Annotated in this window: 21 protein-coding genes; 19 read left to right on the plus strand and 2 right to left on the minus strand. The window is 62.0% G+C overall.

What is annotated here, in order from left to right; translation table 11 throughout:
- Positions 1-435 precede the first annotated feature (435 nt).
- From ACVWZ5_RS19265 to ACVWZ5_RS19280, 4 genes are all read left to right on the plus strand, one after another.
- The gene (locus ACVWZ5_RS19265) at positions 436-1,878 is read left to right on the plus strand and encodes an aminotransferase-like domain-containing protein (RefSeq protein WP_028690450.1); all 1,443 of its coding nucleotides are present in this window, start codon (positions 436-438) and stop codon (positions 1,876-1,878) included.
- A gap of 62 nt (positions 1,879-1,940) precedes the next feature.
- Entirely contained in the window at positions 1,941-2,399 is a 459-nt protein-coding gene (locus ACVWZ5_RS19270) for a hypothetical protein (protein WP_280084066.1), read from the plus strand.
- Positions 2,400-2,506: 107 nt separating this feature from the next.
- Positions 2,507-2,761, plus strand: coding sequence for a YkgJ family cysteine cluster protein (locus ACVWZ5_RS19275; RefSeq protein ID WP_457340789.1), 255 nt, complete (start codon positions 2,507-2,509; stop codon positions 2,759-2,761).
- A gap of 33 nt (positions 2,762-2,794) precedes the next feature.
- On the plus strand, positions 2,795-3,400 hold the full coding sequence (locus ACVWZ5_RS19280) for an START domain-containing protein (RefSeq protein WP_062363722.1): 606 nt from the start codon (positions 2,795-2,797) through the stop codon (positions 3,398-3,400).
- A gap of 82 nt (positions 3,401-3,482) precedes the next feature.
- On the opposite strand, the gene gltA is transcribed toward ACVWZ5_RS19280, so the two are convergent.
- Positions 3,483-4,772 carry a citrate synthase gene (gltA, locus tag ACVWZ5_RS19285; protein WP_028690453.1) on the minus strand — a complete coding sequence of 430 codons (1,290 nt, stop codon included), beginning with the start codon at positions 4,770-4,772 and terminating at the stop codon, positions 3,483-3,485.
- Positions 4,773-5,124: 352 nt separating this feature from the next.
- Here gltA and sdhC point away from each other — a divergent pair, with 352 nt between their 5' ends.
- The 11 genes from sdhC to ACVWZ5_RS19340 all read left to right on the plus strand — a co-directional run bounded on the left by sdhC (position 5,125) and on the right by ACVWZ5_RS19340 (position 19,204).
- On the plus strand, positions 5,125-5,511 hold the full coding sequence (gene sdhC, locus ACVWZ5_RS19290; RefSeq protein WP_088852917.1) for a succinate dehydrogenase, cytochrome b556 subunit: 387 nt from the start codon (positions 5,125-5,127) through the stop codon (positions 5,509-5,511).
- A complete protein-coding gene (gene sdhD / locus ACVWZ5_RS19295; protein ID WP_028690455.1) occupies positions 5,505-5,873 on the plus strand; it encodes a succinate dehydrogenase, hydrophobic membrane anchor protein in 369 nt (122 codons plus the stop codon). The genes sdhC and sdhD overlap by 7 nt, the downstream gene beginning before the upstream one ends.
- A gap of 3 nt (positions 5,874-5,876) precedes the next feature.
- Positions 5,877-7,649 (plus strand): succinate dehydrogenase flavoprotein subunit, encoded by a 1,773-nt coding sequence (gene sdhA / locus ACVWZ5_RS19300; protein ID WP_084942518.1) that lies wholly within the window; start codon positions 5,877-5,879, stop codon positions 7,647-7,649.
- Positions 7,650-7,660: 11 nt separating this feature from the next.
- A complete protein-coding gene (locus ACVWZ5_RS19305; RefSeq protein WP_028690457.1) occupies positions 7,661-8,365 on the plus strand; it encodes a succinate dehydrogenase iron-sulfur subunit in 705 nt (234 codons plus the stop codon).
- 245 nt (positions 8,366-8,610) lie between these two features.
- On the plus strand, positions 8,611-11,442 hold the full coding sequence (locus ACVWZ5_RS19310) for a 2-oxoglutarate dehydrogenase E1 component (RefSeq protein WP_062573355.1): 2,832 nt from the start codon (positions 8,611-8,613) through the stop codon (positions 11,440-11,442).
- A 42-nt stretch (positions 11,443-11,484) separates the two neighbouring features.
- Entirely contained in the window at positions 11,485-12,711 is a 1,227-nt protein-coding gene (gene odhB, locus ACVWZ5_RS19315; RefSeq protein ID WP_028690459.1) for a 2-oxoglutarate dehydrogenase complex dihydrolipoyllysine-residue succinyltransferase, read from the plus strand.
- Between the two features lie 93 nt (positions 12,712-12,804).
- Positions 12,805-14,241: a dihydrolipoyl dehydrogenase gene (lpdA, locus tag ACVWZ5_RS19320; RefSeq protein ID WP_011534749.1), complete on the plus strand. Its 1,437-nt coding sequence runs from the start codon at positions 12,805-12,807 to the stop codon at positions 14,239-14,241.
- A 172-nt stretch (positions 14,242-14,413) separates the two neighbouring features.
- Entirely contained in the window at positions 14,414-15,580 is a 1,167-nt protein-coding gene (sucC, locus tag ACVWZ5_RS19325; protein ID WP_003254205.1) for an ADP-forming succinate--CoA ligase subunit beta, read from the plus strand.
- Positions 15,580-16,464: a succinate--CoA ligase subunit alpha gene (gene sucD, locus ACVWZ5_RS19330; RefSeq protein WP_004376004.1), complete on the plus strand. Its 885-nt coding sequence runs from the start codon at positions 15,580-15,582 to the stop codon at positions 16,462-16,464. The genes sucC and sucD overlap by 1 nt, the downstream gene beginning before the upstream one ends.
- A 394-nt stretch (positions 16,465-16,858) precedes the next feature.
- On the plus strand, positions 16,859-18,172 hold the full coding sequence (gene brnQ, locus ACVWZ5_RS19335; RefSeq protein ID WP_028690462.1) for a branched-chain amino acid transport system II carrier protein: 1,314 nt from the start codon (positions 16,859-16,861) through the stop codon (positions 18,170-18,172).
- Positions 18,173-18,454: 282 nt separating this feature from the next.
- Positions 18,455-19,204, plus strand: coding sequence for a DUF599 domain-containing protein (locus ACVWZ5_RS19340; RefSeq protein WP_062363713.1), 750 nt, complete (start codon positions 18,455-18,457; stop codon positions 19,202-19,204).
- Positions 19,205-19,271: 67 nt separating this feature from the next.
- Here ACVWZ5_RS19340 and ACVWZ5_RS19345 read toward each other — a convergent pair whose 3' ends face one another.
- Positions 19,272-19,547 carry a hypothetical protein gene (locus tag ACVWZ5_RS19345; RefSeq protein ID WP_028690464.1) on the minus strand — a complete coding sequence of 92 codons (276 nt, stop codon included), beginning with the start codon at positions 19,545-19,547 and terminating at the stop codon, positions 19,272-19,274.
- A 136-nt stretch (positions 19,548-19,683) separates the two neighbouring features.
- Here ACVWZ5_RS19345 and ACVWZ5_RS19350 point away from each other — a divergent pair, with 136 nt between their 5' ends.
- The 4 genes from ACVWZ5_RS19350 to ACVWZ5_RS19365 all read left to right on the plus strand — a co-directional run bounded on the left by ACVWZ5_RS19350 (position 19,684) and on the right by ACVWZ5_RS19365 (position 23,451).
- Positions 19,684-20,160 (plus strand): PaaI family thioesterase, encoded by a 477-nt coding sequence (locus ACVWZ5_RS19350; protein WP_028690465.1) that lies wholly within the window; start codon positions 19,684-19,686, stop codon positions 20,158-20,160.
- Positions 20,157-20,615 carry a PaaI family thioesterase gene (locus tag ACVWZ5_RS19355; protein ID WP_028690466.1) on the plus strand — a complete coding sequence of 153 codons (459 nt, stop codon included), beginning with the start codon at positions 20,157-20,159 and terminating at the stop codon, positions 20,613-20,615. The genes ACVWZ5_RS19350 and ACVWZ5_RS19355 overlap by 4 nt, the downstream gene beginning before the upstream one ends.
- 93 nt (positions 20,616-20,708) lie before the next feature.
- Complete coding sequence (gene htpG / locus ACVWZ5_RS19360) at positions 20,709-22,616, plus strand: molecular chaperone HtpG (protein WP_028690467.1); 1,908 nt, start codon at positions 20,709-20,711, stop codon at positions 22,614-22,616.
- 109 nt (positions 22,617-22,725) lie between these two features.
- Entirely contained in the window at positions 22,726-23,451 is a 726-nt protein-coding gene (locus ACVWZ5_RS19365) for a dienelactone hydrolase family protein (protein ID WP_028690468.1), read from the plus strand.
- Positions 23,452-23,462: the final 11 nt, after the last annotated feature.

Genomic DNA, 23,462 nt, shown 5'->3' on the forward strand with positions numbered 1-23,462 from the left:
CCGGCCTTGCTCCCGGGAGGACCGCGCTGCAGGGCCCATCCTGGGCCCCAGCGCTTGACGGGCATCCATGCCCGTCACCTCCCTCCGCAAGACCTGCGTTCGGCCTCCTGAAGTCGCGAAGTTACGGGCGGCGCCTGGGCTGACGCAGCTGTCGCTAGCGAGGTACGAGGCTAGACTCCTGATCGGCAACGGCAACGGCAACGGCAACGGCAACGGCAACGGCAACGGCAACGGCAACAGGCGACTAAGAACGACATCGCCATTCTGTGCGTTCGTCGGCGCGCCGACTCAAACATCGAGCGTTTCTCTGTCACGCAACTGTATTGTTGACTATCCTGCGATCTGTCCCAGTACACTTCGCAACTGTTACGGTATTCTGCCTCGGCAGTGAGTCGCACAAGAACAACGATCCCGTCCGCGCTTCGAGAACACGCCATGACCAACCTGCTGCTGTACCAGCGTATTGCCCAGCAACTGGCCGATGACATCCGTCGGGGTGTCTACCAGCCGGGTGAGCGGGTGCCGTCGGTACGCAAGATGAGCGCCCAGCTCAATGTCAGCCACGCCACCGTGCTGCAGGCCTATGCCAATCTCGAGGACCAGGGCCTGATCCGCGCCCGGCCGCAGTCGGGCTACTATGTCCACCAGACCCCTGCGCTGACGGCGCAGACCCCGGATATTGCCCGGGTCGAACGCCCCGGCCTGGTCACCCGGGCCAGCATCATCCAGCAGGTGTTGGTCGAGGCGCGGCGCGATGGCGTCTTTCCCTTCGGCGCGGCGGTACCCCATGTCGACTATCTGCCCGTGCGCGCCCTGCACCAGCAACTGGCCAAGGTGACGCGCTTCCATAGCCCGCGAGCCTTCAGCTACATGTTCAGCCCCGGCTTCGAGCCGTTGCGTCGGCAGATCGCCATCCGCATGCGCGATGCCGGTGTGCTGGTCGATCCCCGTGAAGTGGTGGTGACCCATGGTTGTGTCGATGCCCTGCAGATGGCGCTGCGGGTCCTGACCCGGCCGGGCGACCTGATCGCGGCCGAGTCGCCCACTTACTATGGGCTGTTGCAGCTGGCCGACCTGCTCGGGCTCAAGGTCATCGAGATCCCCAGCGATCCGTCCACCGGCATTAGCCTGGAGGCGCTGCAGTTGGCCGCCAATCAGTGGTCGATCAAGGCCCTGGTGCTGACGGCACGGCTGAGCAATCCGCTGGGTGGCACCATTCCCGAAGAGCGGCAGAAGCAATTGCTGCGCCTGGCCTCGGATTTCGACATCCAGATCGTGGAGGACGATATCTACGGCGAGCTGATGTTCGAGCAGGGGCGTACCAAGGCGCTCAAGGCGTTCGATCGGTTGGATCGGGTGATCTACTGCTCGAGCTTCTCCAAGACCCTGTCGCCGGGGGTAAGGGTCGGCTGGATGATCGCTGGGCGCTACCAGGACGAGATCCAGCGCCTGCAGACCTTCACCACCCACTCGGCGTGCAGCGTCACGCAGATGGCGGTGGCCGCCTACCTGGAGAATGGTGGCTACGATCGGCATTTGCGCTTCATCCGACAGGAATATCGCAAGAACCTCAGCGCTTACCAGCTGGCGGTACAGCAGCACTTCCCGGAAGGCACGCAGATGACCCGACCCACCGGTGGCTTCATTCTCTGGGTCAGTCTGCCGGGGCGGGTCAATACCCAGGAATTGCATGTGCGGGCGCTGGAGCAAGGCATTAGCATCGCCCCCGGGCTGATCTTCAGCAATACCGAGCAGTTCAACCACTGTATCCGCCTCAATTGCGGCATTCCCTGGAATCGCGAGGCCGAGCGTGCGGTGATGACGCTGGGCCTGCTGGCCCAGCAATTGTGCCGAGATCCGAACGGCGTGCTGTTGTAGGCTTGTCAGACGTGTCGGGAACAGGGAGCATACGCGTTTTACAGCTTGCGCTCCCGATGCCCATGAACCTGCTTCGCCCTCTCGTCATCGCCCTGTGTTTCACCTTGCCCTGGCTGTCGGCCGGTGCGGTGCAGGCTGTCGAACCGGCAGCCAAGGCGCAGGGTGTGCACAAGCCGGCGAACAAAGCGTCCACCAAGGTCCCCGCCAAGCCGGTAGCCAAGGTCAAACCCAAGCCGAAGGCCAGGCCTGTCAGCAAGGCCGTCGCCAAGCCGCTGCCTCAACCGAAGGTCGACCTGAGCCTGCCCAAGGACATGGTCAAGCATCTCGAGCCGGATCTCGGTGGCGGACCGGTGGTGCGCAAGCCGCTGCTGCCCTCGATGTTCCCCACCAAGCCCGAATCCGACAGCAGCCCGTTCCAGCTCAACGGCCGGCTGATCAGCAACGAAATGCAGTTGCAGTTGCGCAACGACAGTCGGCGGGATGTGGAAGGCGCGGCCATCGAATTCGAATTCCGCAACTGACTGCCGGGTCACGGGGGATTTCATCCGCCCGGCAATTTCAAACATATGTTTGAGCGGTTAGTATCCAGGGACGTTCGTCCCGTTTTGCTCCTGGGAGTCCTGTTGTCATGAAATGCCGCGAGGGTTGTGGTGCCTGCTGCATCGCCCCGTCCATCAGTTCGCCGATCCCTGGCATGCCGCAGGGCAAGCCGGCCGGCGAACGCTGCCTGCATCTGAATGTCGAAAACCTCTGTGCGCTGTTCGGCAAGCCCGAGCGGCCGCAGGTGTGTGGCGGCTTCAAGGCGGAAGCGGACATCTGTGGCAAAGACCGTGACGAAGCCATTCGCATCATTGGGTGGCTGGAGCAGATGACGGCGGCGTGACAGGTTGGATCCTCGACAACAAGGAACAAGATGATGAGATCGATCAAAGGTATTGCACTGCTGTGTGGCATGGGCGTCCTGCTGGCACCGACGGCCTGGGCTGAGAACTGGCAGGTGGCCAAGGACGAGGAGGGGATCAAGGTTTCCCTCAGCGAGGTGGCCGGCTCGAAATACAAGGCCTATCGCGGCGTGACCGTGATCAAGGCGCCGCTGGCCAAGGTCAAGGCGCTGCAGGAGGATGTGGTGGGGGCCTGCGCCTGGATTCACGAGTGCAAGTCGCAGAAGCTGCTCAAGAGCGAGGGTGACCAGAGCTGGACCTACACCCAGTTCAACACGCCCTGGCCGGTGACGCCACGGGATTCGATCCTGCATGTGACCACGGTCCAGGACGCCGATGGCAGTCTGACCCGCAAGCTCCAGGAGGAACCGAAGTATCTGCCGGAGGAAAAGGGCTTCGTGCGTGTCGCCCAGGTGGAAGGCTTCTGGAAGCTGGTGCCCAAGGGTGACAGCACCGAGGTGACCTACCAGGTGCACACCGAGCCGGGTGGCAGCGTGCCGTCGTGGCTGGCCAACAAGTTCGTGGTCGATGCGCCGTTCAATACCCTCAAGGGGTTGAAGGAGCGCGCCGAGAAGAACTAAAGGCCGCTCCTGCCGTGAGGAAAATCGTGTAAGCAACAAAAAAGGCTGCCCGAGGGCAGCCTTTTGCGTTCAGCCGGCAGGCTTACTTGCGGTCCTTCAGCTCAACGATGTCGCGCTGCTCGTAGCCGGTGTAAAGCTGGCGAGGGCGGCCAATCTTGTACGGGCCGGAGAGCATTTCCTTCCAGTGCGAGATCCAGCCCACGGTACGTGCCAGGGCGAAGATCACGGTGAACATGCTGGTTGGGATGCCGATGGCCTTGAGGATGATGCCCGAGTAGAAGTCGACGTTCGGGTACAGCGAGCGCTCGATGAAGTAAGGATCGGTCAGGGCGATCTCTTCCAGGCGCATGGCCAGTTCCAGCTGCGGATCGTTCTTGATGCCCAGCTCGCCCAGGACTTCGTCGCAGGTCTTCTTCATCACGGTGGCGCGCGGGTCGCGGTTCTTGTACACGCGGTGACCGAAGCCCATGAGCTTGAACGGATCGTTCTTGTCCTTGGCCTTGGCGATGAACTTGTCGATGTTCGAAACATCGCCGATTTCATCGAGCATGGTCAGTACGGCTTCGTTCGCGCCACCGTGGGCCGGGCCCCACAGTGCGGCAATGCCGGCGGCGATACAGGCGAACGGGTTGGCGCCCGAGGAGCCCGCCAGGCGCACGGTGGAGGTGGAGGCGTTCTGCTCGTGGTCGGCGTGGAGGATGAAGATCCGGTCCATCGCCTTGGCCAGCACCGGGCTGATCGGTTTGATCTCGCACGGGGTGTTGAACATCATGTGCAGGAAGTTCTCCGCGTACGACAGGTCGTTGCGCGGGTACATCATGGGCTGGCCCATGGAGTACTTGTAGACCATCGCGGCCAGGGTCGGCATCTTGGCGACCAGGCGAACCGCGGAGATTTCGCGGTGCTGCGGGTTATTGATGTCCAGCGAGTCGTGATAGAACGCCGACAGGGCGCCGACCACGCCGCACATCACCGCCATCGGGTGGGCATCGCGACGGAAGCCGTTGAAGAACGACTTCAGTTGCTCGTGAACCATGGTGTGGTTCTTCACGGTGCTGACGAACTGGGCCTTCTGCTCGGCATTCGGCAGTTCGCCGTTGAGCAGCAGGTAGCAGGTCTCGAGGTAGTCCGATTGTTCGGCGAGCTGTTCGATCGGGTAGCCGCGGTGCAGCAGGACACCCTTGTCGCCGTCGATATAGGTAATCTTCGACTCGCACGAGGCGGTCGCCATGAAGCCGGGGTCGAAGGTGAAGTGGCCGGATGCCCCCAACCCGCGGACGTCGATAACATCGGGACCAACGGTGCCGGTTAAAATGGGCAGCTCGACGGGGGCAGCGCCCTCGATGATCAACTGCGCTTTTTTGTCAGCCATGTGGCCTCCTATTAATGCTTGAAATCATCAGACAGACCCCCCACGCAGGGCCCGCACCACTATAGAGGGATAAATTCGAATGTCAATTTGCCTAAAGGCTGGTTGAAACGCCCTCTGAGGCCTGGTTTTTCACGAAATTCTCGCCCGTTTACGCCTTTTGTTCACTAAAGGCAATGCGCTATTTGGGCGAGCCCCTCACGTTGTCATAAGCAGCCTAACTGTCTATACTCGGCAGCCGACTCCCAGGGGCTTTCAAGCCCGCCCTGCTGGGTGTCGTCGCTCTCCTGGGTGGTGGGTACCTGACCAGTACACTTACCAACAACTTTGCCCTGTTAGCTAGGGGCTCTTCAGTGTGAAAAAAGCCGTGAAAAGCCAACGACCTGTAAACCTAGACCTAAGGACCATCAAACTCCCGATCACCGCGTACACGTCCATTCTTCACCGTATCTCCGGCGTCATCCTGTTCCTCGGCCTTGCCATCATGCTGTACGCATTGAGCAAGTCGCTGGGTGGCGAGGAAGGCTTTGCCGAGGTGAAGGCGTGTCTGACCAGTCCGCTGGCCAAACTGGTGACCTGGGGCCTGCTGTCCGGCCTGCTGTATCACCTCGTGGCAGGTGTGCGCCACCTGATCATGGACATGGGCATCGGCGAGACGCTGGAAGGCGGCAAGCTGGGCTCGAAAATCGTGATCGTCATCTCCGTGGTGCTGATCGTTCTGGCAGGAGTTTGGGTATGGTAACTAACGTCACGAACCTGTCGCGTTCGGGCCTCTACGACTGGATGGCGCAGCGCGTCTCGGCGGTCGTTCTCGCGGCTTACTTCATCTTCCTGATCGGCTACCTCGCTGCCCACCCGGGCATCGACTACGCCCAGTGGCACGCCCTGTTCTCCAACAACGCGATGCGCATCTTCAGTCTGCTGGCCCTCGTTGCCCTGGGCGCTCACGCCTGGGTCGGCATGTGGACCATTGCCACCGACTACCTGACGCCGATGTCCTTCGGCAAGTCGGCGACTGCGATTCGTTTCCTGTTCCAGGCGGTATGCGGCGTAGCGATGTTCGCTTACTTCGTCTGGGGTGTGCAGATTCTCTGGGGTATCTGATTCATGGCTAACATTCCTACGATTTCCTTCGACGCCATCATCATCGGTGGCGGCGGCGCTGGCATGCGCGCAGCGCTGCAGCTGGCTCAAGGCGGCCACAAGACTGCCGTAGTCACCAAGGTGTTCCCGACCCGTTCGCACACCGTTTCCGCCCAGGGCGGCATCACCTGCGCCATCGCTTCGGCCGACCCGAACGACGACTGGCGCTGGCACATGTACGACACCGTCAAGGGCTCCGACTACATCGGTGACCAGGACGCGATCGAATACATGTGTCAGGAAGGCCCGGCCGCGGTCTTCGAGCTGGACCACATGGGCCTGCCGTTCTCGCGTACCGAGACCGGCCGCATCTACCAGCGTCCGTTCGGTGGCCAGTCCAAGGACTTCGGTAAAGGTGGCCAGGCCGCCCGTACCTGCGCCGCTTCCGACCGTACCGGTCACGCGCTGCTGCACACCCTGTACCAGGGCAACCTGAAAGCAGGCACCACCTTCCTCAACGAGTACTACGCCGTCGACCTGGTGAAGAACCAGGACGGCGCTTTCGTCGGTGTGATCGCGATCTGCATCGAAACCGGCGAAACCCTGTACATCAAGTCCAAGGCCACCGTATTGGCCACTGGCGGTGCAGGTCGTATCTACGCCTCCACCACCAATGCCCTGATCAACACCGGTGACGGTGTCGGCATGGCCCTGCGTGCCGGCGTGCCGGTGCAGGACATCGAGATGTGGCAGTTCCACCCGACCGGCATCGCCGGCGCCGGTGTACTGGTCACTGAAGGTTGCCGCGGTGAGGGTGGCTACCTGATCAACGCCCACGGTGAGCGCTTCATGGAGCGTTACGCGCCGAACGCGAAGGACCTGGCTGGCCGCGACGTGGTCGCCCGTTCCATGGTCAAAGAGATCATCGCCGGCAACGGCGTGGGCCCGAACAAGGACCACGTACTGCTGAAGCTGGACCACCTGGGCGAGGAAGTGCTGCACAGCCGCCTGCCAGGCATCTGCGAACTGTCCAAGACCTTCGCCCACGTCGACCCGGTGGTCGCGCCGGTGCCGGTCATCCCGACCTGCCACTACATGATGGGCGGCGTTGCCACCAACATTCATGGCCAGGCCATCACCATGGACGCTGAAGGCAACGACCACATCATTCCGGGCCTGTTCGCCGTAGGTGAAGTGGCGTGCGTATCGGTCCACGGCGCCAACCGCCTGGGCGGCAACTCGCTGCTCGACCTGGTGGTCTTCGGTCGCGCCGCCGGCCTGCACCTGGAAAAGGCGCTGAGCGACGGCGTCGAGTACCGCGATGCCAGCGACACCGACATCGACGTTGCCCTGAACCGCCTGAGCAAGCTCAACGAGCGCACCACCGGCGAAGACGTCGCCAGCCTCAAGCGCGAGCTGCAAAGCTGCATGCAGAACTACTTCGGTGTGTTCCGTACCGGCGAATACATGCAGAAGGGTATCGAGCAGCTGGCTGGCCTGCGTGACCGCATCGCCAACGTCAAGATCAACGACAAGTCCCAGGCCTTCAACACCGCGCGTATCGAAGCGCTGGAGCTGCAGAACCTGCTGGAAGTCGCCGAGGCGACCGCCATTGCCGCTGAAGCCCGTAAAGAGTCCCGCGGCGCGCACGCCCGTGAAGACTTCGAAGACCGTGACGACGAGAACTGGCTGTGCCACACCCTGTACTACCCGGGTGAGAAGCGCGTCGCCAAGCGTGGCGTCAACTTTGCGCCGAAGACAGTTCCTGCCTTCGAACCGAAAGTCCGGACTTACTAAGGGTGGCCGCTATGTTGCAAGTCGAAGTTTATCGTTACAACCCGGACACCGATTCGGCGCCGAAGATGCAGACCTTCCAGGTCGACACCGGTGGCAAGGATCTGATGGTCCTGGACGTGCTGGCGCTGATCAAGGAGCAGGACGAGGGCTTCTCGTACCGTCGCTCCTGCCGTGAAGGCGTGTGCGGTTCCGACGGCATGAACATCAACGGCAAGAACGGCCTGGCGTGCATCACGCCGCTGTCTGCTGTCGTAAAAGGTAACAAGTTGGTCCTGCGTCCGCTGCCAGGCCTGCCGGTTATCCGTGACCTGGTCGTCGATATGAGCATCTTCTACAAGCAGTACGAGAAGGTGAAGCCGTTCCTGCAGAACGACACCCCGGCCCCGGCCATCGAGCGCCTGCAGTCGCCGGAAGATCGCGACAAGCTGGACGGTCTGTACGAGTGCATCCTGTGCGCCTGCTGCTCGACCTCCTGCCCGTCGTTCTGGTGGAACCCGGACAAGTTCCTGGGCCCCGCCGCACTGCTGCAGGCCTACCGTTTCCTGGCCGACAGCCGCGACACCAAGACTCAGGAGCGCCTGGCGTCTTTGGATGACCCGTTCAGCGTGTTCCGCTGCCGCGGGATCATGAACTGCGTGAACGTTTGCCCGAAAGGTCTGAATCCGACCAAGGCGATCGGTCACGTACGTAACATGCTGCTGCAAAGCGGTACCTGATTCAAAGCGTTGTACCTGCAGTAAGCCGAGGTGCGGGTGGTGAGCCCGCACCGAGGTAAAACCCGAGCAAGGGCCCACAAAGCCCGCGCTCATTACCTATGAAGATATGAGACCAGCAGGGGCTTCCGGGCTGGTACCCGGAAAATCAGCAAGATCCAGGTGGCGTGGTTCAGTCGCTGTGTTCGGACTTTTCCAGGTTTGCTGTGGCTCTCGCCGATCAGTCCCCTAACCGAGGGTGACCAAGCATGCAAGAAAGCGTGATGCAGCGCATGTGGGAAAGCGCCCACCTTTCAGGTGGTAACGCTGCATATGTGGAAGAGCTTTATGAGCTCTACCTGCACGACCCTAACGCTGTGCCAGAAGAGTGGCGCACTTACTTCCAGAAGTTGCCCGCCGACGGCAGCACCGCTACCGATGTATCGCACTCGACGATCCGCGACCATTTCGTACTGCTGGCAAAGAACCAGCGCCGCGCCCAACCGGTATCCGCCGGAAGCGTGAGCAGTGAACACGAGAAGAAGCAGGTTGAAGTACTGCGACTGATCCAGGCCTATCGTATGCGCGGCCATCAGGCTGCCAAGCTCGACCCGTTGGGGTTGTGGCAGCGTCCTGCGCCCGTAGACCTGTCGATCAATCACTACGGCTTGACCAATGCCGATCTTGATACGACCTTCCGTGCCGGCGACCTGTTCATCGGCAAAGAGGAAGCGAGCCTACGCGAAATTTTCGAAGCGCTGCAGAAGACATATTGTCGCACCATTGGCGCCGAGTTCACCCACATCGTCGATTCCGAGCAGCGCAGCTGGTTCCAGCAGCGCCTGGAAAGCGTGCGTGGCCGCCCGGAATTCTCTGCTGACGTGCAGGCTCACCTGCTCGAGCGCGTCACGGCCGGTGAGGGCCTGGAGAAGTACCTGGGCACCAAGTACCCGGGCACCAAGCGCTTCGGCCTCGAAGGTGGCGAAAGCCTGATCCCGATGCTGGACGAAATGATCCAGCGCTCCGGTTCCTACGGCACCAAGGAAGTCGTGATCGGCATGGCCCACCGTGGCCGCCTGAACGTGCTCGTCAACACCTTCGGCAAGAACCCGCGCGAGCTGTTCGACGAGTTCGAAGGCAAGAAGATGAACGAGCTGGGCTCCGGTGACGTGAAGTATCACCAGGGCTTCTCCTCCAACGTGATGACCCCCGGTGGCGAAGTCCACCTGGCCATGGCGTTCAACCCCTCCCACCTGGAAATCGTCTCGCCAGTGGTGGAAGGTTCGGTTCGCGCCCGCCAGGATCGCCGCAACGACACCGTTGGCGACAAGGTTCTGCCGATCTCCATCCACGGTGACGCAGCGTTCGCCGGCCAGGGTGTGGTCATGGAAACCTTCCAGATGTCGCAGACCCGCGGTTTCAAGACCGGCGGTACCGTGCACATCGTGATCAACAACCAGGTCGGTTTCACCATCAGCAACCCGCTGGACGCGCGCTCCACCGAGTACGCCACCGACGTTGCCAAGATGATCCAGGCGCCGATCCTGCACGTGAACGGCGACGATCCGGAAGCGGTGATGTTCGTCACCCAACTGGCCATCGACTACCGCATGCAGTTCAAGCGTGACGTGGTCATCGACCTGGTCTGCTACCGTCGTCGCGGCCACAACGAGGCCGACGAGCCGAATGGCACCCAGCCTTTGATGTACCAGCAGATCAGCAAGCAGCGCACCACCCGTGAGCTGTACGCCGAGCAACTGATCAGCGCCGGTCGCATCGATGCCGAGCGCGCCCAGGCCAAGGTCGACGAGTACCGCAACGCCCTGGACAACGGCCTGCACGTGGTCAAGAGCCTGGTCAAGGAGCCGAACCGCGAACTGTTCGTCGACTGGCGTCCGTACCTGGGCCATGCCTGGACCGCGCGTCACGACACCCGCTTCGACCTCAAGACCCTGCAGGAGCTGTCGGCCAAGCTGCTCGAGCTGCCTGAAGGTTTCGTCGTTCAGCGCCAGGTCGCGAAGATCTACGAAGATCGCCAGAAGATGCAGGCCGGTGGCTTGCCGATCAACTGGGGTTATGCAGAGACCATGGCCTACGCCACCCTGCAGTTCGAAGGTCACCCTATCCGCATGACCGGCCAGGACATCGGCCGTGGCACCTTCTCGCACCGTCACGCGGTGCTGCACAACCAGAAGGACGCCAGCACCTACGTGCCGCTGAAGAACCTGTTCCCGGGCCAGCCGCGCTTCGAGCTGTACGACTCCTTCCTCTCGGAAGAAGCCGTGCTGGCCTTCGAATACGGCTACTCGACCACCACGCCGAACGCGCTGGTGATCTGGGAAGCGCAGTTCGGCGACTTCGCCAACGGTGCGCAAGTGGTGATCGACCAGTTCATCACCAGCGGCGAGCACAAGTGGGGCCGCCTGTGCGGTCTGACCATGCTGCTGCCGCACGGCTATGAAGGCCAGGGTCCGGAGCATTCCTCCGCGCGTCTGGAGCGTTACCTGCAGCTGTGCGCCGAGCACAACATCCAGGTCTGCGTACCGACCACCCCGGCACAGATCTACCACCTGCTGCGTCGCCAGGTCATCCGACCGCTGCGCAAGCCGCTGATCGTGCTGACGCCCAAGTCGCTGCTGCGTCACAAGCTGGCCATCTCGACCCTGGAAGACCTGGCCGATGGCTCGTTCCAGACCGTGATCCCGGAAATCGACACCCTGGATCCTGCCAAGGTCGAGCGCCTGGTCCTGTGCGGTGGCAAGGTCTACTACGACCTGCTGGAAAAACGCCGTGCCGAAGGCCGCGAAGACATCGCCATCGTGCGTATCGAGCAGCTGTACCCGTTCCCTGAGGACGACCTGGTCGAGATTCTCGCGCCTTACACCAACCTCAAGCACGCAGTGTGGTGTCAGGAAGAGCCGATGAACCAGGGCGCCTGGTACAGCAGCCAGCACCACATGCGCCGTATCCTGGGCCGCCACAACAAGGCGCTGGTCCTGGAATACGCCGGTCGCGACGCTTCCGCCGCGCCAGCTTGTGGTTACGCATCGAAGCACGCCGAACAGCAGGAAAAACTGCTGCAAGACGCCTTCACTGTCTAACGCCTTCGCGCACCTGAAACCGAATTTAAGGAAACACAGATAATGGCTATCGAGATCAAAGCCCCAACCTTCCCGGAATCGGTTGCCGATGGCACCGTTGCCACCTGGCACAAGCAGCCGGGCGACGCCGTCAAGCGTGACGAGCTGATCGTCGACATTGAGACCGACAAGGTCGTCCTGGAAGTCCTGGCCACCGCCGACGGCGTGCTGGGCGCCATCGTCAAGGGCGAGGGCGACACCGTCCTGTCCGACGAAGTGCTGGGCTCGATCGTCGAAGGTGGCGCTGGCGCCGCTGCTCCGGCCGCTGCTGCTGCCCCTGCCGCCGCACCGGCCGCCGCTGCCGCCGACGCTGGCGAAGACGACCCGGTCGCCGCGCCAGCCGCGCGCAAGCTGGCTGAGGAGAACGGCATCGACCTGGCTACCGTTGCCGGCACCGGCAAGGGCGGTCGCATCACCAAGGAAGACGTCGTCGCCGCCGTCGCCAACAAGAAGTCGGCCCCTGCCGCCGCACCGGCTGCCAAGCCGGCCGCTGCTGCCGCTGCCCCGGTCGTCGTCGCCGCTGGCGACCGCACCGAGAAGCGTGTGCCGATGACCCGTCTGCGCGCCAAGATCGCCGAGCGTCTGGTCGAAGCCCAGTCGAGCATGGCCATGCTGACCACCTTCAACGAAGTCGACATGACCGAAGTCATGGCCCTGCGTTCGAAGTACAAGGACCTGTTCGAGAAGACCCACAACGGCGTGCGCCTGGGCTTCATGTCGTTCTTCGTCAAGGCCGCCACCGAGGCGCTGAAGCGCTTCCCGGCAGTCAACGCCTCGATCGACGGCAACGACATCGTCTACCACGGTTATGCCGACGTCGGCGTCGCTGTTTCCAGCGACCGTGGCCTGGTGGTACCGGTACTGCGCAACGCCGAATCGATGAGCCTGGCTGAAATCGAGAACGGCATCGCCACCTTCGGCAAGAAAGCCCGTGACGGCAAACTGTCGATCGAAGAGATGACCGGCGGTACCTTCACCATCACCAACGGTGGTACCTTCGGCTCGATGATGTCGACCCCGATCGTCAACCCGCCGCAGGCCGCGATCCTGGGCATGCACAACATCATCCAGCGCCCAATGGCCATCAACGGCCAGGTGGTGATCCGCCCGATGATGTACCTGGCGCTGTCCTACGACCACCGCCTGATCGACGGCAAGGAAGCGGTAACCTTCCTGGTGACCATCAAGAACCTGCTGGAAGATCCGTCTCGCCTGCTGCTGGACATCTAAATCGCAGCGCAAGCCGCGGGCGCCGTGCTTCTCCCGAAGCGCGTGTGCCTGGCGGCTTGGCGCTCGTAGCTTGAAGCTAAAAAGGAATCGTTTATGACCCAGAAATTCGACGTGGTAGTGATTGGTGCAGGTCCTGGCGGCTACGTGGCCGCGATCAAGGCCGCACAGCTCGGCTTCAGCACCGCCTGCATCGAGAAATACACCGACGCCGAGGGCAAGCTGGCCCTGGGCGGTACCTGCCTGAACGTGGGTTGCATTCCTTCCAAGGCCCTGCTGGACAGCTCCTGGAAGTACAAGGAAGCCAAAGAGAGCTTCAACGTGCACGGCATCTCCACTGGCGAAGTGAAGATGGACGTGGCCGCGATGGTTGGCCGCAAGGCCGGCATCGTCAAGAACCTGACCGGTGGCGTCGCCACCCTGTTCAAGGCCAACGGCGTCACTTCGATCCAGGGCCACGGCAAGCTGCTGGCCGGCAAGAAAGTCGAAGTCACCAAGGCTGACGGCACCACCGAAATCATCGAAGCCGAGAACGTGATCCTGGCCTCCGGTTCGCGTCCGATCGACATTCCGCCGGCTCCGGTCGACCAGAACGTCATCGTCGATTCCACCGGCGCCCTGGAATTCCAGAGCGTACCGAAGCGCCTGGGCGTCATCGGTGCCGGCGTGATCGGTCTGGAGCTGGGCTCTGTATGGGCTCGCCTGGGTGCCGAAGTCACCGTCCTGGAAGCCCTGGACACCTTCCTGATGGCTGCCGACACCGCCGTGTCGAAAGAAGCCCAGAAGACCCTGACCAAGCAAGGCCTGGACATTAAGCTGGGCGCTCGCGTCACCGGCTCGAAAGTCAACGGCAACGAAGTCGAAGTCACCTACACCAACGCCGAAGGCGAGCAGAAGATCACCTTCGACAAGCTGATCGTGGCGGTCGGCCGTCGTCCGGTGACCACCGACCTGCTGGCCGCCGACAGCGGCGTGACCATCGACGAGCGTGGCTACATCTTCGTCGACGATCACTGCGCCACCAGCGTTCCGGGCGTCTACGCCATCGGTGACGTGGTACGCGGCATGATGCTGGCGCACAAGGCCTCGGAAGAGGGCATCATGGTCGTTGAGCGCATCAAGGGCCACAAGGCCCAGATGAACTACGACCTGATCCCGTCGGTCATCTACACCCACCCGGAAATCGCGTGGGTCGGCAAGACCGAACAGGCGTTGAAAGCCGAAGGCGTTGAGGTTAACGTGGGCACCTTCCCGTTCGCGGCCAGCGGCCGTGCGATGGCGGCCAACGACACCGGTGGTTTCGTCAAGGTCATCGCCGATGCCAAGACCGACCGCGTACTGGGCGTTCACGTGATCGGCCCATCGGCTGCCGAGCTGGTTCAGCAAGGCGCGATCGCAATGGAATTCGGCACCAGTGCCGAGGACCTGGGCATGATGGTCTTCAGCCATCCGACCCTGTCCGAAGCGTTGCATGAAGCAGCGCTGGCGGTGAATGGCGGTGCCATTCACGTCGCCAACCGTAAGAAGCGTTAATTATAAGAAACCACGGCGGGCTGCCCGTCGTGGGTCTTGCGTGCAAGACTCACCGCGGAACGTCCGCCGGACCGGATCACACGGGAAAACCCGGGGTCAACGGTCACAGGTGGTGCGGCGCCAGTCATGGCGCAGCGCCGAAGCGCAGTACCTAACGAAGACGGTAAAAAGCATGAATCTTCACGAGTATCAGGGTAAGCAGCTGTTCGCTGAGTACGGCCTGCCAGTTTCCAAGGGTTTCGCTGTCGATACCCCTGAGCAAGCTGCAGAAGCCTGCGACAAGATCGGCGGGAACGAGTGGGTCGTCAAAGCCCAGGTCCACGCCGGTGGTCGCGGCAAGGCGGGCGGCGTCAAGCTGGTTCGCAGCAAGGAAGACGCCAAGGCGTTCGCTGCTCAGTGGCTGGGCAAGAACCTGGTCACCTACCAGACCGACGCCAACGGTCAGCCAGTTTCCAAGATCCTGGTCGAATCCTGCACTGACATCGCCAAAGAGCTGTACCTGGGCGCTGTAGTCGATCGTTCGAGCCGTCGCATCGTGTTCATGGCCTCCACCGAAGGTGGCGTGGACATCGAGAAAGTCGCCCACGAGACTCCTGAGAAGATCCTCAAGGCCACCATCGATCCGCTGGTCGGCGCTCAGCCGTTCCAGGGTCGTGAACTGGCGTTCCAGCTGGGTCTGGAAGGCAAGCAAGTCCAACAGTTCGCCAAGATCTTCGTAGGCCTGGCCAAGCTGTTCAAGGATCACGATCTGGCCCTGCTGGAAGTGAACCCGCTGGTGATCAAGGCCGACGGCGACCTGCACTGCCTCGATGCCAAGATCAACATCGACGCCAACGCCATGTACCGTCAGCCGAAGCTGAAGACCTTCCACGACCCGTCGCAGGACGACGCCCGTGAAGCCCACGCCGCCAAGTTCGAACTGAACTACGTTGCCCTCGAAGGCAACATCGGCTGCATGGTCAACGGTGCCGGCCTGGCCATGGGTACCATGGACATCGTCAACCTGCACGGCGGCAAGCCAGCCAACTTCCTCGACGTGGGCGGCGGCGCTACCAAGGAGCGCGTTACCGAAGCGTTCAAGATCATTCTGTCCGACAGCAATGTCGCGGCGGTCCTGGTCAACATCTTCGGCGGCATCGTTCGCTGCGACATGATTGCCGAAGGCATCATCGGCGCTGTGAAAGAAGTCGGCGTCAAGGTTCCGGTTGTCGTTCGCCTCGAAGGCAACAACGCCGAACTGGGCGCTAAAGTACTGGCAGAAAGCGGTTTGAACATCATTGCGGCAACCAGCCTGACCGACGCTGCTCAACAAGTTGTCAAAGCTGCGGAGGGCAAGTAATGAGCGTCCTGATCAATAAAGACACCAAAGTCATCTGCCAGGGCTTCACCGGCTCGCAGGGTACTTTCCACTCCGAACAAGCCATCGCCTACGGCACCAAGATGGTCGGCGGCGTCACCCCGGGCAAGGGTGGCACCACCCACCTGGGCCTGCCGGTGTTCAACACCGTGAAAGAAGCCGTGGAAGCCACCGGCGCTGACGCGTCGGTCATCTACGTACCGGCTCCTTTCTGCAAGGACTCGATCCTGGAAGCCGCCTTCGGTGGCATCAAGCTGATCGTCTGCATCACCGAGGGTATTCCTACCCTCGACATGCTGGACGCCAAGGTCAAGTGCGACGAGCTGGGCGTGACCCTGATCGGCCCGAACTGCCCAGGCGTGATCACTCCGGGCGAGTGCAAGATCGGCATCATGCCGGGTCACATCCACCTGCCAGGCAAGGTCGGTATCGTTTCGCGTTCCGGCACCCTGACCTACGAAGCTGTGAAGCAGACCACCGACGCCGGCTTCGGCCAGTCGACCTGCGTCGGCATCGGCGGTGACCCGATCCCGGGCTCCAACTTCATCGACATCCTGAAGCTGTTCCAGGAAGACCCGAAGACCGAAGCGATCGTCATGATCGGTGAGATCGGCGGTTCCGCTGAAGAAGAAGCCGCGGCCTACATCAAGGCCAACGTGACCAAGCCTGTTGTCTCTTACATCGCCGGTGTTACCGCACCTGCGGGCAAGCGCATGGGCCACGCTGGCGCCATCATCTCCGGTGGCAAGGGCACTGCGGACGAGAAGTTCGCCGCCCTGCAGGACGCCGGTGTGAAAACCGTGCGTTCCCTGGCTGACATCGGCAAGGCCCTGGCCGAGCTGACTGGCTGGGAAGTCAAGAAGTAAGTAACACGCAGTACCCCCCACGCGCACAAAGGCCACCTTCGGGTGGCCTTTGTCGTTTTTCTTCGAGTCATCCGCGATCGCGCGTTTGTGGGAGGGCTAGGAAAACTCGATCACCTTGATCAGGATTTTCAACCAGACATCCATTCAAATCCGCAATAAATTGTCGCCGAACACGTTCAACCAGACGACAAACACATACGCACATCGGACAAGCAGCACTGTGCCAGTGCGTTTGTCAGGCAAAACAGGTAGGCTACGCGTTCACTCTGTGCCCGTACCCCAAAAGGGAACGACACGCTAAACGGGTCTGGCTCACCAAGCCGGGCAGCATTTCCCTTCATCCTGTGGGAAATCCCCTCCGACTCCCGATTTCAGCAGTGTGGTATTTCCTTAAATGAAAGTGTTAAAAGGCCAGGATATCCTGGCGCTTGGCTTTATGACGTTCGCGCTGTTCGTCGGCGCCGGCAACATCATCTTCCCGCCCATCGTCGGCCTGCAGTCCGGTCCGAACGTGTGGATGGCCGCACTCGGCTTCCTGGTCACCGCTGTGGGCCTGCCGGTCATCACCGTGGTCGCGCTGGCCAAGGTCGGTGGCGGCATGGACGCCCTGAGCAGCCCGATCGGCAAGTTCTTCGGCGGCCTGCTGGCGGCCGTGTGCTACCTCTCGGTCGGTCCGCTGTTCGCCACCCCGCGTACCGCGACCGTGTCGTTCGAAGTGGGCGTTGCGCCGCTGACCGGCGAGAGCCCGACGGCGCTGCTTATCTACAGCATCGTGTACTTCGCCGTGGTACTGGCCGTGTCCATGTATCCGGGCAAGTTGCTCGACACCGTGGGCCGTTTCCTCGCGCCATTGAAGATCATCGCCCTGGCAGTGCTGGGCATCGCGGCCTTCGCCCTGCCGGCCGGCACCATTGGCGAGGCCCAGCCTGCCTATGCCGCCGCCGCGTTCTCCAAAGGGTTCTCCGATGGCTACCTGACCATGGACACCCTGGGCGCCCTGGTTTTCGGTATCGTCATCGTCAACGCCATCCGCTCGCGTGGCGTCGAGTCGCCGAAGCTGATCACCCGTTATGCCATCATCGCCGGCCTGATTGCCGGTGTCGGCCTGGTGCTGGTGTACGTCAGCCTGTTCCGCCTTGGCGCGGGCAGCCATGACATCGCCGCCGACGCCACCAACGGCGCGATGGTCCTGCATGCCTACGTGCAGCACACCTTTGGTTCGTTGGGCAGCGGCTTCCTCGCCGTATTGATCGCACTGGCCTGCCTGGTGACCGCCGTTGGCCTGACCTGCGCCTGCGCCGAGTACTTCAGCCAGATCCTGCCGCTGTCGTACCGCGCCCTTGTGGTAATCCTGGCCGGCTTCTCGCTGCTGATCTCCAACCTGGGCCTGACCAAGCTGATCATGTTCTCGATTCCCGTGCTGACGGCGATCTACCCGCCGTGCATCGTGGTCGTGGGCCTGAGCTTTGTGAAAGACCTGTGGAATTCGCCGACCCGCATCCTGGCCCCGGTCATGCTGGTGTCGCTGGTGTTCGGCGTTGTCGACGCAATCAAGGGCAGCAGCTTTGCCCACGTACTGCCTGACGCCCTGGCTCACCTGCCGTTCAGCAACGAAGGCATGGCCTGGCTGGTGCCTTCGGTGGTCACCCTGGCCGCCGCCGTGGTCTGCGATCGCATGCTGGGCAAGCCGCGCGAGGCGCTGGCCTGATGGATTGAAACCTCAAGGGCAGGGCGCTGGCCACAAGCTGAAGGGCGCTCAGCCACGGTGGATATCGAAACCCCGCTTCCCTTGAGGAGCGGGGTTTTTTGTTGTCTGTGCCGACGCAATCGCGGGGCAAGTCGTATCGGCGCACCGCCGCTCCCACGCCAGTCGCTGCCAGTGGGTTGGGGCGTGGGAGCGGGCTTGCCCCGCGATTTTTACTGGATGGCGTGTCTTTTAATGAGCCCGGGCGTCGAAAGCCGGTCTGTTTCTCTTTTGTGGGATAACTGCATGAGCTTCATCCAAAACAACCTGGGCAACCTCCTTGCCGCCTGCTGGTTCGCCTTCTGCTGGGGCGGCTACACCCGCTACGCCATCTGGAAAGGCCGCGACACGGCGTGCCTGGCCAGCGTGCTGCACCTGTACCGCGAAGACTGGATGCGCCGCATGCTGCTGCGCGACAACCGAATCGCCGATGCCAGCGTGATCGGCAACCTTGAGCGCAACGCGTCGTTCTTCGCCTCCAGTACCTTGATCATCCTCGCCGGTATCCTCACCGTGCTCGGAGCTTCGGATCGCGCGCTGTCGCTGCTGGCCGACCTGCCATTGGTGCAGCAGGCCTCGCAAGGGATGTCGGAAATCAAGTTGCTGTGCCTGGCGATGGTGTTCGTCTACGCCTTCTTCACCTTCAGCTGGTGCATGCGCCAATACAACTTCGCCGCTGTGTTGGTGGGTTCGGCGCCGATGATCGGCGAGCGCCTGGTCAACGAACTCGAGCGCAAGGCCTTCGCCTCTCGGGCCGCACGCGTGCTGTCGCTGGCCGCCAACCAGTTCAACCTGGGATTGCGTTCGTACTACTTCGGCATGGCCATGCTGAGTTGGTTCATCAGCCCTTGGTTGTTCATGGTCATGAGCGTCGGCGTTGTATTCATCCTGTATCGCCGCGAGTTCCATTCCCATGTACTGGAAGTGATGGTGTTCACACCGACGGAAAGTGTGTCGGTAGAGCCGGGCAAGGACGCTTCCGGTATTGCTGGCTGAAACCTTTTAGCGTTAAGTGGTAGATACAAAAAAACCCGACATTGTCGGGTTTTTTTGTATGGCGCGATTACTGCTTGGCAGGCTCGGCAGGCGCAGTGGTCGGCGCTGGGGTGGAGGGCGCGGCCTCCTCGGCGGCCTTCTGCTGCGCTTCGGCCTGATCTTTGGCGGCTTCGGCGTTTTCCTTGGCGGCTTCGTTCATCTTATCCTGAGCTTCGCCCATCTTTTCCTGGGCTTGCTCGGCGTGTTGCTGTGCGTCCTGGGCTTTGTCTTCGCTCGCTTTATCGCAAGCAGCCAGGCCCATGGCAGCGGCCAGCATCAGAGCAAAAGCAAAAGGTTTACGCATGGGGTGTTTCTCCTGGGTGGAATAACTTTACGTGTACCTTCGAGTTCATCGCCTGCGAAGAAGTTCCACAAAGGTTACAGATATATAACTGCCCGACCTATATGGACTTTTTATCTATTTTATGAAGCGAGGGACAATGAACGAGACGCCATTGATGGCGATGGCCGAGCGTTTTCTCTCGGCGTTGAAACATTGCCAGGTACTGCAGATGCGCGTGCACCACGCCGACGCCGACGGCATGACGCTGGTGCTTCCCTGGTCACCGGCCATTGTCGGCAACCCGCAGAACGGCGCGGTGCACGGCGGGGTGCTGACCACGCTGATGGACACCACCTGCGGCATGGCTACGCTCTGCGCGTTGCCGCGTTTCGAGGTGTGCCCGACCCTGGACCTGCGCATCGACTACATGCATCCGGCCGAGGCCGGCAAGGACATTTTCGGCCATGCCCAGTGCTACCGGGTGACCCGCGATGTCATTTTCACCCGCGGCACCGCCTACCAGGACGACCCCGCGCAGCCGATCTGCCAGGTGGTCGGCACCTTCATGCGCCTGGGGCAGGACGTCAAGGGCGGCATTCGTTTCGGCAACAGCCTCAAGGAGGGCCGCGCGTGATCCCCGCCGATATCCGTCAACAGTTGAACCGGGCCCATGCTCGCGGCGATTACCAGCCTCTGCTGGCATTGATCCCATATGCCGGGTTGATCGGCATCGAATGCGAGCGCCACGGCGACGACCTGCTGTTCCGCCTGCCGGCCAATCCCGACAACATCGGCAACCCGTTGTTGCCGGCGATCCATGGTGGCGTGATTGCCGGCTTCATGGAGCTGTCCGCGGCACTCTACCTGTTGATCTTCAGCGAGAGCGCGAGCATCCCGAAGATCATCGATTTCTCCATCGATTACCTGCGCGCCGGGCATTTTCGCGACACCTACGCCCAGTGCCAGCTATGGCGCCAGGGGCGGCGGGTGACCAACGTCGCCATCACCGCCTGGCAGGGCGATCGCGACACGCCGATCGCCACGGCGCGCGCGCATTTCAAGATCGAACCGGAAAAGCCCTTGAAATAGTCAGGGGTGCCCCCATCTGCTGGACATCCGCCATCAAAAGCAGGCCCGACGGCCGCCAGGCGTCAACAACCAACAGATTGGAGTTTGAAGACCATGAGTGTGGAGACTCAAAAAGAAACCCTGGGCTTCCAGACCGAGGTAAAGCAGCTGCTGCACCTCATGATCCATTCCCTGTATTCGAACAAGGAGATCTTCCTGCGCGAGCTGATCTCCAACGCTTCCGACGCCGCCGACAAGCTGCGTTTCGAGGCCCTGGCCAAGCCTGAGCTGCTCGAAGGCGATGCCGAGCTGAAAATCCGCCTGAGCTTCGACAAAGACGCCAATACCGTGACCCTCGAGGACAACGGCATCGGCATGAGCCGCGAAGACGTCATCGCCCACCTGGGCACCATCGCCAAGTCCGGCACCGCCGACTTCATGAAGAACCTCACCGGTGACCAGAAGAAGGACTCGCACCTGATCGGTCAGTTCGGCGTGGGCTTCTATTCCGCGTTCATCGTCGCCGACAAGGTCGACGTGTTCAGCCGCCGCGCCGGTCTGCCGGCCGCCGAAGGCGTGCACTGGTCGTCCAGGGGCGAGGGTGAGTTCGAGGTCGCCACCGTCGACAAGCCGCAGCGCGGCACCCGTATCGTCCTGCACCTGAAGAAGGGCGAGGATGAGTTCGCCGATGGCTGGCGCCTGCGCAACATCGTCAAGAAGTACTCCGATCACATCGCCCTGCCGATCGAGCTGCCGAAGGAGCAACCAGCGGCTGCCGAAGGCGAAGAGCAGCCGGCCCAGGAGTGGGAAACCGTCAACCGCGCCAGCGCCCTGTGGACCCGTTCGCGCACCGAGGTCAAGGACGAGGAGTACCAGGAGTTCTACAAGCACATCGGCCATGACTTCGAGAACCCGCTGGCCTGGAGCCACAACAAGGTCGAAGGCAAGCTCGAGTACAACTCGCTGCTGTACGTGCCGGCCCGCGCACCGTTCGACCTGTACCAGCGCGAAGCGCCACGCGGTCTGAAGCTGTACGTGCAGCGCGTGTTCATCATGGACCAGGCCGAGTCGTTCCTGCCGCTGTACCTGCGCTTCATCAAGGGTGTGGTCGACTCCAACGACCTGTCGCTGAACGTTTCCCGCGAGATCCTGCAGAAGGATCCGATCATCGATTCGATGAAGACCGCGCTGACCAAGCGCGTGCTGGACATGCTGGAGAAGCTGGCGAAGAACGAGCCGGAGCAGTACAAGGGCTTCTGGAAGAACTTTGGCCAGGTGCTGAAGGAAGGCCCGGCCGAGGACTTCGCCAACAAGGAGAAGATCGCAGGCCTGCTGCGCTTCGCCTCCACCCACGACGACAGCGGCGAGCAGAGCGTTGCCCTGGCCGACTACCTGGCCCGCGCCAAGGAAGGCCAGGACAAGATCTACTTCCTGACCGGCGAATCCTACGCCCAGGTCAAGAACAGCCCGCACCTGGAGGTCTTCCGCAAGAAAGGCATCGAAGTGCTGCTGCTGACCGACCGCATCGACGAGTGGCTGATGAGCTACCTCAGCGAGTTCGACGGCAAGGCCTTCGTCGACGTCGCCCGTGGCGACCTGGACCTGGGCAAGCTGGATTCCGAAGAGGACAAGAAGGCCCAGGAAGAAGTCGCCAAGGACAAGGAAGGCCTGGTCGAGCGCCTCAAGGGCGCGCTGGGTGACAGCGTGGCCGAAGTGCGAGTCTCGCACCGCCTGACCGACTCGCCGGCGATCCTGGCCATCGGTGAACAGGACCTGGGCCTGCAAATGCGCCAGATCCTCGAAGCCAGCGGGCAGAAGGTGCCCGAGTCCAAGCCGATCTTCGAGTTCAACCCGACCCACCCGCTGATCGAGAAGCTCGATGGCGAGCAGAGCGAAGACCGCTTTGCCGAGCTTTCGCACATCCTGTTCGACCAGGCGGCCCTGGCGGCCGGCGACAGCCTGAAGGACCCGGCGGCCTATGTGCGTCGCCTCAACAAGCTGCTGGTCGAGCTGTCCGCTTGATCTGACGCAGACAAAGCCCGCTTCGGCGGGCTTTTTCTTTCTGGTGAGAATGGGGGGCGCTGGGAATGCATCTATCATGTGCTGACCCGTGAAGCCCAAGGAGAGCTGAATGAGCAAGGTCATCGTCGAATCGCTGGTCTATCACCTGTCAGGCAAAGCCTACGAAAGCCGCCTGGTCTACACCCAGGGCGCGCTGCCCCAGCCGGGCCTGGTGATGGCGCCGAACTGGATGGGTATCGGCGAGGGCGCCGAACGTATCGCCAAGGAAGTGGCCGAGCAAGGCTATGTGGTGTTGATCGCCGACCTGTACGGCCAGTCGGTGCGCCCGTCCAATGCCGATGAGGCGGGCGCGGCGATGATGCCGCTGAAAAATGATCGCGCCGAGCTGCGCAAGCGCATGCAGGAGGCGCTGGCGCAGCTGCTGGGGCAGTCGAGGGCCTTGTTGGAGCCTGGCAAGGTGGCCACCTTCGGCTTCTGCTTCGGTGGCTGCTGCGCGTTGGAACTGGCCCGCTCCGGCGCCGACCTGAAGGCCGCCGTTTCCTTCCATGGCACTCTGGACACGCCAAGCCCCGAGGACGCCAAGCGCATCAAGGGTTCGGTGCTGGTGCTGCATGGCGCTTCCGATCCGCTGGTGCCCAAGGAACAGCTACCGGCTTTCGAGGCCGAGATGAACGCGGCCAAGGTCGACTGGCAATTGCTCAGCTATGGCGGCGCGGTGCATTCGTTCACCGATCCGAACGCCAATGTGCCGGGCAAGATGCAGTATGACCGGCGTACGTCGGAGCGGGCGTTCCGCTCGATGCATAACTTGCTCAAGGAAGTGTTCGCAGGCTGAACGCTCAGGGG

This window comes from Pseudomonas sp. TE6283 (assembly GCF_054060555.1).